Origin of the sequence: Pseudomonas sp. FSL R10-0399 (genome assembly GCF_009600165.1) — a bacterium.
GTDB classification, from domain to species: Bacteria; Pseudomonadota; Gammaproteobacteria; order Pseudomonadales; family Pseudomonadaceae; genus Aquipseudomonas; species Aquipseudomonas helleri.
Genome location: NZ_WIWK01000025.1, coordinates 47,482 through 59,016, shown reverse-complemented (window position 1 = coordinate 59,016; position 11,535 = coordinate 47,482). Strand labels below are relative to the sequence as shown.

Genomic DNA, 11,535 nt, shown 5'->3' with positions numbered 1-11,535 from the left:
CCACCGGCACCACCTGCGCCAAAACCGGTGACACCGGCCTCGGCCAACGCCGGTTATTTGCATAACCCGGCGCCGGAATACCCGTCGCTGGCCATGCGTCGCGGTTGGGAAGGCACGGTGTTGCTGCGCGTGCACGTGTTGGCCAGCGGCAAACCGGGCGAGATCCAGATACAAAAAAGCAGCGGTCGTACCCAGCTCGATGACGCCGCCCTGGCGGCCGTCAAACGCTGGAGTTTCGTCCCGGCCAAACAGGGCGACGTGGCCCAGGACGGCTGGGTCAGCGTACCCATCGACTTCAAAATCAAATAACTGAACCTGATTGTTCCAGCGGGCTACCTGACAAAAGGCGCATCGCACTACTGACTTAACGCCTTTGTTGGAGAGCCACACCATGAACCTGATCGCTTCCCCTTTTGAATCCATCGAACACGCGGTCATCTGGCTGCTGATTATTTTCTCGGTCGCCACGTGGGGCCTGTTCTTGCTCAAAGGCGTGCAGTTCGGCCGCCTTAAAAGCCAGGACCGCCGCTTCCTCAAGCAATTCTGGGCCGCCACCAGCCTCGACTCCGCAGCCGAACTGGCCAGCACCGCACCAGGTGCCGCTGCCCGTGTTGCCCAGGCCGGTTATGCCGCGATCCAGGTGTCTGACACCCAGCAAACCAATGACCTTGCTCACGCCATCAACCATCAGGACCGCCTGGAGCGCTCACTGCGCCAGCAGATCGTGCGCGAACGCCGCTCACTGGAAACCGGCCTGGCGATCCTCGCCAGTATCGGCAGCACCTCGCCTTTTATCGGTCTGTTCGGCACCGTGTGGGGCATCATGTCGGCCTTGAAAGGCATCAGTGCTGCGGGTTCTGCCAGCCTTGAAACCGTGGCCGGGCCGATTGGTGCGGCACTGGTGGCGACCGGCGTCGGGATCGCCGTCGCGGTGCCTGCGGTGCTGGTGTACAACTACTTTTTGCGTCGCCTGAAACTGACCGCAGCCGACCTCGATGACTTTGCTCACGACTTCTACAGCCTGGCCCAGAAGAGCGCGTTCCGCGTGCATTTGCACCCGGTGCTGAACACCGCAGCCGGTGCGAGCAAAGTAAAGGAGGCGTCTTAAGATGGCTTTTTCAACCCAAGACAACGATGAAGTCCTGAGTGAAATCAACGTCACGCCGCTGGTCGACGTGATGCTGGTGCTACTGGTGGTGTTTATCGTCACTGCACCGCTGCTGACCAACGCAATCCCGATCAATCTGCCGAAAACCGAGGCCGTGGCCCCGATTGAGCAAAAGGATCCGGTGGTGGTGAGCATCGACGACAAGGGCAAGGTGTACATCAACAAGGACGAAATTCAACCAGACCTGCTGGAAGTCAGCCTGCAAGATGCCAAGGCGAAAAACCCGGATGTGCGCGTGCAGTTGCAGGCCGACAACGGGGTGAGCTACGGCGAAGTGGCCAAGCTCATGGCCTCGATTGAAAAGGCCGGCATTACCAAGCTGGCGGTGATCACGGCCAAATAAACAGGGGTTGCCTCGCGATCTTTTAGGGACCAAAAGATCGCGGGCACGCTCGCTCCTGCCAATGGGCTTGATCTTAAATGACCCGCCGGAGCTCAACGTTTAATCCTCCCCTGCTTTAAAGCACAAAAAAGCCGGTGAAAACCGAGCTAAATCGACCCCCGACCGTCATCCCGATGTCACGCAGCTTTGTTTCCTTGGGCGCATTTCGCCACTCAAGGAGGCTCCATGATTCGTCCAACGCTGCTCGCCCTCGCGCTGTTTTCTGTGATCAACAGTGCAGCGGCCAGCCCCGCGTCACCCCTGCCCCATTCACCCGGTACACCCTATGCCGCCAGCGGTCTGGCGGACCGGATTGTGCTGACGCCGGGGGCCAATCCTGCGCGGGAAATGGCCGTGACCTTTCGCACCGACACTCATCAGCAAGCCAGCCAATTGCAACTGGCGGTCGCCCTCGACGGCCCGCAACTGGCCAAGGCTGCTAATACGCTGGAAGGGACTCAACTGAGCCTGGACACTGAAAACGGTCCGGCCCTTTACCACCAGGTGCGCCTGCACGATTTACAGCCAGACACCGCCTACGTGTACCGGGTCAAAGGTGCTGAAGGCTGGAGCGAGTGGCTGCAGTTTCGTACTGCTGCCGAGACGTTCAAGCCATTCAGTTTTATCTACATGGGCGATGTGCAAAACGACATTCTGTCACTGGCCTCGCGCAGCATTCGCCAGGCCCTGAGAAGTGTGGCCAACCCTGCGCTGATCGTGCATGCCGGGGATCTGGTGTCGCAACGCGATGACCTGGTGCATGACGACCAATGGGGCGAGTGGAACCAGGCCGGTGGCTATAACTACGGGATGATCCCGCAGGTGGTGGCCATCGGAAACCACGAATACCTGGACGGGACACACCCTGATGGCAGTGAAAGCCGCACCCTGAGCCCGCACTGGAATCGTCAGTTCGCGCTGCCGGACAACGGCGTGCCGGGCTTGAAGAACACCACGTATGTGATGGATTACCAGGGCGTGCGTTTTATCGTGCTGGATGGCACAGCGGCCCTCGACATGGGCACCTTGGCCGAGCAAACAACATGGCTTGAGAACAGCCTGAAAAACAGCCCGGCGCGCTGGAATATTGTGGTCAACCATCAGCCCGTTTTCACCTGCGCCCGCCCCGAAGACACCGAACCATTGAAGGCCGCCTGGAAGCCGTTATTTGAGCGCTACAAGGTGGATCTGGTGCTGCAAGGCCATGACCATTGCTACAGCCGCGTGACCAGCGAAGCCGGGCGTGCGGCCTCCCGCGCCGACCGTGCCAGCGGCAAGGTGCAGGGCCCGGTGTACATGGTCTCGGTGGCGGGGTCGAAGATGTACGGGCTCAATGACCGGGCGCACCTGCAACCGGACCGCAGCGCTGAAGAAACCCAGTTGTATCAGACCATCGACGTGCAGGACTCACGCCTTGAAGTGCGCAGCTACACCGCCGCGGGCAAGCTGTATGACGCGTTTGACCTGGAGCGAGATGCGCAAAACCGTAACCACCTGAGCGAGCCAGTAAAGTCCCTGCCTGCTGAACGGGCCTGCACCGGCACGGCGGGCCCGGATGGTTACCCGTGCAGTTCGCGGGGTAAGTAAACCCCTTCACTTGTCTCGCGATCTTTTGAATGTTTAAAAGATCGCGAGGCAAGCTCGCTCCTACAGTGGGTGATGCGTTGGATTCAGGTAATGGGCGCCGGGTTGAACAGGGTGAGGTCGTTGTGCAGTTTGTGCTGTTCGGCCCAGGTGTGTTTTTTGCCGCTGGCCACGTCCAGGTAATAGTGGAACAACTCCCAACCCAGCTCCTCGATGCTCGCCCGCCCGGTGGCGATGCGCCCGGCGTCGATGTCGATCAGGTCCGGCCAGCGCTGCGCCAGCTCGGTGCGGGTCGAGACTTTCACCACTGGCGCCATGGCCAGACCATACGGAGTGCCACGGCCGGTGGTGAACACGTGCAAGTTCATTCCGGCCGCCAGTTGCAAGGTGCCGCAAACAAAGTCACTGGCCGGGGTGGCACAAAAAATAAGTCCTTTGTGGATAAAGCGTTCGCCTGGGCCGAGCACGCCGTTGATCGCACTGCTGCCGGACTTGACGATAGAACCCAGCGACTTTTCGACAATATTCGACAACCCGCCTTTTTTGTTGCCCGGCGTGGTGTTGGCGCTGCGGTCAGCCTCGCCTTTGGCCAGGTAACGGTCGTACCAGTCCATTTCACGCACCAGTTCCTGGGCAACCGCCTGGCTTTGCGCCCGCGAGGTCAGCAGGTAAATCGCATCGCGCACTTCGGTGACTTCAGAAAACATCACCGTCGCCCCGGCCCGCAACAGCAGGTCCGACGCGTAGCCCAATGCCGGGTTGGCGGTGATCCCGGAGAACGCGTCGCTGCCGCCGCATTGCATGCCGAGGATCAGTTCGCTGGCCGGCACTGTTTCGCGGCGACGCTGATCGAGCTTCTGCAAGCGGGTTTCGGCCAACGCCATGATCTGTTCAATCATTTCGGTAAAGCCGTGGCTCGCCTCCTGCAAGCGGTATAACCACGGCTCGCTGAGGTCCACCGAAGGGTCGTTGTCGTGCATCACCTGCCCGGCCTGAAGTTTTTCGCAGCCCAGACTGATGACCAGCGCTTCGCCGCCCAGGTTGGGGTTGCGCGCCAGATTGCGCACGGTACGAATCGGGATGTAAGCGTCGGTGGCACTGATCGCCACGCCGCAACCGTAGCTGTGGGTTAGCGCCACCACGTCATCGACGTTCGGGTAATGCGGCAGCAGTTCGTCACGGATGCGCTTGACCGCATGGTTCAGCACCCCGGTCACGCACTGCACGGTGGTGGTGATGCCCAAAATATTGCGCGTGCCCACGGTGCCGTCGGCGTTGCGATAACCCTCGAACGTAAACCCTTCAAGGGGCGCCTGTGCGGCCGGTACCTCGGTGGCCAGCGGCAGGCTGTCTAGCGGTGGCGCGGTGGGCATGCGCAGTTGGTCTTCATTGACCCAACGCCCCCGCGCAATCGGCTGCAAGGCGTAGCCAATGGTTTGCCCATAGCGAATCACTTCGCCGCCCTGGGGTATATCGACCAGCGTGACCTTATGGCTTTGCGGCACAAAGTCCAGAGTCACCAGGCCATCCGCCAGCTCGGTACCGGCAGGCACACCCTGGTCATTCACCACCACGGCCACGTTATCCCGCGCATGCAGGCGGATGGTGCGCGGCGAGTCGGCATGTTCAATCAACGTCATAAGCCCGCTCCTTGGTTTTACGCAAAAGGCCGCTGATTGCTCAGCGGCCTTGGGCATTGTTTATTGCGGGCCTTGCTTGTCGATCAAGGCGGCCAGCGCTTCGTATTCTTCCGGCAACAAATCAGTCAGCGGAGCGCGCACCGGGCCTGCGCTGTGGCCAGAAATGGTCGCCCCGGCCTTGACGATGCTCACGGCGTAGCCCGCTTTGCGGTTGCGGATGTCCAGGTACGGCAGAAAGAAGTCGTCGATGAGTTTGCCCACGGTGTCGTGATCTTCGCGGGCAATGGCGTGGTAGAACTCCATCGCGGTTTTCGGGATGAAGTTGAACACCGCCGAAGAGTAAACCGGCACGCCCAGCGCTCTGTAAGCCGCGGCGTAGACTTCTGCCGTCGGCAAACCGCCGAGGTAGCTGAAGCGATCACCAAGGCGACGGCGGATCGAGACCATCAGTTCGATGTCGCCCAGGCCGTCCTTGTAGCCGATCAGATTCGGGCAACGTTCTGCCAGACGCTCCAGCAGCGGTGCGGTCAAACGGCAGACGTTACGGTTGTAGACCACCACACCGATGTTCACCGACTTGCACACCGCCTCGACGTGGGCGGCAACACCGTCCTGGCTGGCTTCGGTCAGGTAGTGCGGCAACAACAGCAGCCCTTTGGCGCCCAGGCGCTCGGCTTCTTGCGCGTATTCGATGGCCTGACGGGTAGAACCGCCGACACCGGCCAGAATCGGCACGCTGGTGGCGCAGGTATCGACCGCAGTTTTGATCACTTGCGAGTATTCGCTGGCCGCCAGAGAGAAAAACTCACCGGTGCCGCCTGCCGCGAACAAGGCAGACGCGCCATACGGGGCCAGCCATTCCAGGCGCTTGATGTAGCCCTCACGGTGAAAATCACCCTGAGCATTGAAATCGGTGAGCGGAAAAGACAGCAGGCCAGACGAGAGGATGGACTTCAGTTCTTGTGGATTCATTATTCGAACACCCTGGGACGTGTTGTGGGGATAAGGATGGCAGCACTTAGCTTTGTCGTACGTCATCGTACAACTATTAACATTATCGTCAATCCCTCTTATTGAAATCACGCCCACAGAGGCGCCTTGGCCGCTCAATAGCCATAGGCCAAGGGCCGTATTAGAGCGGTCAAACGCTGGATGAAATAAATATCAGAAAGGCTAAATCTGCGGATTTAAGTGCGTACAGCGATGATAGCGCTTTGCGGTCCCGCGCAGATTCGTGCCTCGTGAGTGCCAACCGGGCATGCCATTAAACAAGCCGCGATGTTGTACGATCACAACGCCTCATCCCTTGGGGCCTTTGACCGGATACGCCATAAACGGCTTGATTTCCTTGAGCACAAACATGCTTTGCATCTCTTTGATCCCGGTCAGGCGCCGGATGACCGACATGGCAAAGTCGGCAAAGGTGTCCAGGTCCCGCGAGACCACTTGCAGCAGAAAATCCGCATCGCCGCCAATGCTGTAGCAGGCCACCACGTCTTCAAGGGCCATGACCTCCTGCTCAAACTTGCGCGCTTCGACTTCGCTGTGGCGGTCAATGGTGACCCGCACAAACACAAGCACGCCGAGGCCGATCTTGCGTCTGTCCAGCACCGCGCGATAGCCCTGGATGACCTTGTGCTCTTCCAGTTGTCGTACCCGCCGCCAGCAAGGCGAAGCCGACATGCCGATACCATCGGCCAGGGTCTGATTGGTGGTGCGCCCATCCTGCTGCAAGGCGGCAAGAATTTTGGCGTCAATGGCGCTCAAGCTCTGTTCGGTCATAAATACCCCGTGGATTATTTTCAGGGGTAAATTTTACCCCAATTCAGCCAACCGGCAACCGAAACAGACCAATTTATCCAGCGCCTGCGGGATATGCTTATTGACACACACCCTCAGCCAAGGATGAATCCGGATCATGCTCGAACTCTCTCAAGCACTGACATACACCGCCGCACTGGGCGTCGCCGCGGCCATACCGGGCCCCGGCATGGCCGCTCTGGTTGCACGCAGCGTAAGTGGCGGCGCCCTGCCCGGCTTCAGTTTATTGTCTGGATTGATCCTGGGCGACCTGGTGTATTTGTCCTTCGCGGTGTTTGGCCTGAGCCTGATCGCCCACTACTTCGACGCTTTGTTTGTCTTGGTGCGAGCGTGTGCGGCAGTTTACCTGGGCTATCTGGCCTGGCAGTTCTGGTGGGCGAAACCGCAGCCGGTGGTGCTAGGTCGGCCGATCAACAAGCGCGAGCTGTTCAGCGCCTGGCTGTCCGGCCTGACCATCACGCTGGGCAACCCGAAAACCATCGCGTTCTACCTGGCGCTGTTGCCGCTGGTCATCAATCTGGAGTCGGTGTCGCTGCACACGTGGGGCGTCGTGCTGGTGCCGTTGACCATCGCGGTGCTGTTTATCGTCGGCGGTCTGTTTGTGCTGGGCGCGGTGCGCATCCGCCACTTGCTCGCCAGCCCGCGCGCTCAACACTACCTGTTTAGAGGCGCGGCGTTGATGATGCTGGGTGCAGCGCTGGCCATGCTGGCGCAGAATCTGTAAGAAGCGCCCTGAATAATCGTTTTGCCCTACGACACTCCCGGACCTCTCTCCCGGCCAACCCCGCCGCGTCCGATACGCATCCTGTTGCAGATTGCCCACGCTACGCAGCGTCAGCAATCACGCAAAGGATCCCCATGTCGAACGTACCGCAATCTCGGCGGCGAGCACTGCCGAGCGCCTGCTCATTGCCCGCGAACACCCTCACCCTGGGCCTGTTGGCGGGCTTATGGACGCTGCCAGCACACGGTCTTGCCTATCACGAACAAGGCCGCCTGCACGACGCCGCCAGTTGGCACAGCCAGGAATTCACTCAGGATTGGGGCCTGCAAGCCATCGGTGCAGACGCCGCCTATGCGCGCGGGCTAAGTGGCCGCGGGGTGAATCTGGGTATTTTCGACTCCGGTGTCGACCTTCGCCACGGTGAGTTCGCAGGCAAAGACCATCGTGCTACCCGTTTGGCAGACCCCGGTTGCACCCGTGAGAAGCTGCCCACCGAGCTAGCTGATGGCTGCTTTTTCAGCAACGGGGATCGTGCCCAGGTCGTTTATAACGACCTGCCGCCAGACGTATTGGAGGCGCTGCACTACCTGGTTTCCATTGGCGATCTTTCAAGCGATGACTTGAACGATTACCTCGACATGGCCGGCATCGAATATGAAGCGCACGGCACCCATGTGGCGGGCACAATGCTGGCTAATCGCGATGGCGTGGGCACACACGGCGTGGCCTATGGTGCCGCGCTGAACACGGTGCGGATTTTCAGCAACACCTATAACTTTCTTCCTCCCGTGTACAAAAAAACCCAGAGCATTGAACCGGGCCATTTCGACACATCCACGCCCACCTATAAGCAAATGCACGCGCAGAACGTACGCGCGATTAACCATAGCTGGAACCTCTCTGACCGCTTCGCCGACCTTGATCAACTGACGGCAGCGCTGGCAAAACACCGTGCAGGCGTCGGACGCTCCGTGGCTCAGGGCTCGCTGGATTTCGGCCTGCTCCAGGTCTGGGCGGCCGGTAATACAAGCTCGCCAAACCTCTCACCTGAACAAGCCCCCATGGCGGGTGTTCTCGCGACGCTACCGCTGGCCATTGCGGGCCTTGAGCCGTACTGGCTGAGCGTGGTTAATGTGGACAAAAACCTGACCCTTTCACCCGGCTCATTTCGCTGTGGCTACAGCATGGACTGGTGCGTAGCAGCCCCCGGGACCGCTATTGCTTCGTCGGTAGTCAGCGGCGAAATTGACGCCAACAAGTGGTACGACGAAGACGGCGAGGTCAATGGCTTTGAAGTGACAGGCGACCGGCCTGTTTTTGGTTATGAAACCTGGTCGGGTACCTCCATGGCCGCCCCGCATGTGACGGGCGCGCTGGGGTTGTTGATGGAGCGCTTCCCGTACCTGGACAACCCGCAAATCCGTGATGTGTTGCTGACAACCGCTCAAGACCTCGGCGCGCCCGGTGTCGATGAGGTCTATGGCTGGGGGCTGATCGACCTGAAAAAGGCCATTGACGGGCCGGGGCAACTGCGGGTCGACACCCACGTACAGATGGACCGTCGCGCAGGCGGCGCCGTGGTCTGGCAGGGTGGTGCCTGGGACGATTGGCGCAATGATATCGGCGGCCCGGGGCGGCTGAACAAAGACGGTGTCGGCTGGCTGCGCCTGAGCGGCAATAACCGTTTTGCCGGTGCGACCCTCAACCAGGGCATTCTGGAATTCGACGGCACCAACCACCTCACCCGCGACATCACGGTTGAAGGCGGATTGCTGCGGCTCAATGGCGCCTTGCATGGTTCTGCGCTCAACGTTAACGGCGGCATCGCGCAGATCAACGGCCAGGTGACCGACGCCACGACCTGGGTCGGTGCGGCCGGTTTGCTCAGTGGTGACGGCGAACTATCCCACACCCACGTGCAGGGCACGCTCATGCCGGGCAGCGAACACCGGGCCTTGACGGTAAACGGCGATTACCAGCAACAGGCCGGCTCAACCTTGATCGCCCGTCCCGGCTTAAACCCTGGCCTGCCTGCGCTACAAGTCACGGGCACGGCCCATTTGCAAGGCGGTACATTGCGTTTGGCGCCTGCGCCGAATGTGTTCGCCCTGGGTCAGCGCTACCGTGTGTTGCAGGCTGACGCGGGGATTAATGGCCGATACGACGCGCTGGATCATCAGGCGTTTTCACCGTTTCTCGGGTTCACCCAAATCCACGAGGCCGAGCAGTTATCGGTTGATGTCAGCCGTGGCCTGCCGTTGGTGTCGGCAGCCAATAGCGCCAACCAGCGCGCCATGGCCAAGGCTGCCGATGCACTGCCCATGTCTGCACCTTTGGCACAGCGCCTGACCTCACTGTTCCCGGAGCCGGCGCAACGGGCGCTGGACCAGCTCAGCGGCGAACTGTATGCCAGCACCCAGTCGGTGGTGCTGGAAAATAGCCACGTTATACGGGATGCCGCCCTCACCCGCGCATCGGGCCTGTCGCCTTCTGGCCTGTGGGTACAGGCGTTAAATCAAAACGGTCGACTCGACGGCGATGGCAACGCCGCGAAAGTCAGCCACAGCAACACCGGGGTCATGATCGGCGCCGACCATGGGTTCGAACAGGGCACGCGCGCGGGGCTGCTGTTCGCCAACAGCCAAGGCCGTGTCAACACCGGGAGCGCAGGCAAAGCCTCGCTCGACACTGTCCAGTTCGGCCTGCATGCGGGTCACACCTGGAACGCGTTCGGGCTTTACGGCGGCCTGGCCTATGCGCGCAACACGATACAGAGCAAGCGCCGGGTCAGTTTTGCCGACATCGATGAAGGCCTCTCGGCCAATTACCTCAGCCACACCCGACAGCTTTTTATCGAAGGCAATTACCGCTTGAACTACGACGCCTGGGCGCTGCAACCCTATGTGCAACTGGCCCATGTACGAGTGTGCAACGAGGGGTTTAGAGAGCGTGGCGGCCAGAGCGCCTTGCAGGGCAGTAAAAGCAGCAGCGCGGTCAATTTGAGCACCGCGGGCGTGCGTTTCACGGTTGACCTGAGCCAGCGTCAGATCGGCCCATCGTGGTTGAGCTTCAACGCAGGCCTGGCCTACACCCACGCCAGCGGCGACCTGCAACCCACCACCCAGGTTGCCTGGCAGGGCGCCAGCAGCCAGCGCATTGCCGGCGCCCCACTCAGCAGCACCGTGCAACTGGACCTCGGTGCGGTAGCACGCCTTTCGCGGGGCAGCACGTTAAGCCTGAACCTGAATGATCAACGCGGTAAACGCTCACACGAACAAGGCGTCACGGCGCAGTACCAGTACACGTTTTAAGGCCTGTTCACCTCGGCGAAAATCTCCGTTATCGCTCGCCGGGGTGATCGTTTGACCAGCGCCTTGACCTTGGCGCTCAAACGTAGCAACTCGGCACTGGGCTTGGCCCATTGCTCGGGCGGCAGCGGCTCGGACCATTCACGCATCGCCTCGGGCAGCGCTTTACGGCCGACCTTGGCGATGCGTTTTATCTCCCATTCCACCAAGTGGTTGGGCAGGGTCCATAACGTCATGACGTGGTAGACGTACCAAAAAAAGCCGTAGACCCACCCCACTTCTTTCTCCCGTATACGCCGATGCAAACTGGCGCGGGCATTGCGAAACGTGTGCAGGCCTTCATGGGGCGGGTCGCCGGGAGCCTGAAGTTCCAGCGGGTCCTGGATGGCATGCAGGTCGTTGAGTTCGTACTCCATGTAGCCGCGCACGGCCTCCCAATTGGCAATCGCCAATTGCAGAGCGCCGCACTGGAATTCGACACTGACCAACTCGCCTTCATGCATAAAGCCCATGCCCATCCCGTAGTGGCGGGCCACGCCGTATTGCGTCGCGCTTTGGCCTTGAACTACCCAGGCAGACAGGGATTCCCAAGGGACGAACAAGGGTTGTGTGGCGCCGTCGGGCATAAAACAGACTTCACGGCGTTGGCGGTTGAAGCGGGTGGGGATGACTTTGGTGAAGAGTTTGTGGTGGTGGAGCCAGATGGCGAAGCAAAGGGCTGAGGATCCAAGCCACCCACTAATAGCGATAGGCAGTGCTGCGAAGAATGAGTCAATAACTGCATACCACGCATCCTCAAAACCACTGCCGAGAAATGCAAAGCCTAGACCGGCAATTAGTGGGATGCCGAAAGCTATCAGACATAGAAAAGTAAACGGACCGCCTAGATTAACCTGATAAGAGAATAC

Annotated in this window: 10 protein-coding genes; 6 read left to right on the top strand and 4 right to left on the bottom strand. The window is 60.3% G+C overall.

Annotated features, from left to right (window positions below):
• The 4 genes from GHO41_RS10035 to GHO41_RS10020 form a co-directional block, all read left to right on the top strand.
• A partial coding sequence (locus GHO41_RS10035; RefSeq protein ID WP_153433467.1) for an energy transducer TonB occupies positions 1–309 on the top strand: 309 nt, incomplete at its 5' end.
• An 82-nt stretch (positions 310–391) separates the two neighbouring features.
• The gene (locus GHO41_RS10030; protein WP_153433466.1) at positions 392–1,108 is read left to right on the top strand and encodes a MotA/TolQ/ExbB proton channel family protein; all 717 of its coding nucleotides are present in this window, start codon (positions 392–394) and stop codon (positions 1,106–1,108) included.
• Position 1,109: 1 nt separating this feature from the next.
• Positions 1,110–1,511 carry a biopolymer transporter ExbD gene (locus GHO41_RS10025; RefSeq protein WP_048372930.1) on the top strand — a complete coding sequence of 134 codons (402 nt, stop codon included), beginning with the start codon at positions 1,110–1,112 and terminating at the stop codon, positions 1,509–1,511.
• Between the two features lie 225 nt (positions 1,512–1,736).
• Positions 1,737–3,137: a metallophosphoesterase family protein gene (locus GHO41_RS10020; RefSeq protein WP_153433465.1), complete on the top strand. Its 1,401-nt coding sequence runs from the start codon at positions 1,737–1,739 to the stop codon at positions 3,135–3,137.
• 83 nt (positions 3,138–3,220) lie between these two features.
• Here GHO41_RS10020 and garD read toward each other — a convergent pair whose 3' ends face one another.
• The 3 genes from garD to GHO41_RS10005 form a co-directional block, all read right to left on the bottom strand.
• On the bottom strand, positions 3,221–4,774 hold the full coding sequence (gene garD / locus GHO41_RS10015) for a galactarate dehydratase (protein ID WP_153433464.1): 1,554 nt from the start codon (positions 4,772–4,774) through the stop codon (positions 3,221–3,223).
• A 60-nt stretch (positions 4,775–4,834) separates the two neighbouring features.
• Entirely contained in the window at positions 4,835–5,746 is a 912-nt protein-coding gene (gene kdgD / locus GHO41_RS10010; protein WP_153391155.1) for a 5-dehydro-4-deoxyglucarate dehydratase, read from the bottom strand.
• Between the two features lie 327 nt (positions 5,747–6,073).
• The gene (locus GHO41_RS10005) at positions 6,074–6,556 is read right to left on the bottom strand and encodes an Lrp/AsnC family transcriptional regulator (RefSeq protein ID WP_048372938.1); all 483 of its coding nucleotides are present in this window, start codon (positions 6,554–6,556) and stop codon (positions 6,074–6,076) included.
• Positions 6,557–6,692: 136 nt separating this feature from the next.
• Here GHO41_RS10005 and GHO41_RS10000 point away from each other — a divergent pair, with 136 nt between their 5' ends.
• Positions 6,693–7,319, top strand: coding sequence for a LysE family translocator (locus GHO41_RS10000; protein ID WP_048372939.1), 627 nt, complete (start codon positions 6,693–6,695; stop codon positions 7,317–7,319).
• Between the two features lie 134 nt (positions 7,320–7,453).
• On the top strand, positions 7,454–10,630 hold the full coding sequence (locus GHO41_RS09995; RefSeq protein ID WP_153433463.1) for an autotransporter domain-containing protein: 3,177 nt from the start codon (positions 7,454–7,456) through the stop codon (positions 10,628–10,630).
• Here GHO41_RS09995 and GHO41_RS30310 read toward each other — a convergent pair.
• Positions 10,627–11,253 (bottom strand): hypothetical protein, encoded by a 627-nt coding sequence (locus GHO41_RS30310; protein ID WP_256678719.1) that lies wholly within the window; start codon positions 11,251–11,253, stop codon positions 10,627–10,629. The two genes, GHO41_RS09995 and GHO41_RS30310, sit on opposite strands and share 4 nt — an antisense overlap.
• Positions 11,254–11,535 lie beyond the last annotated feature (282 nt).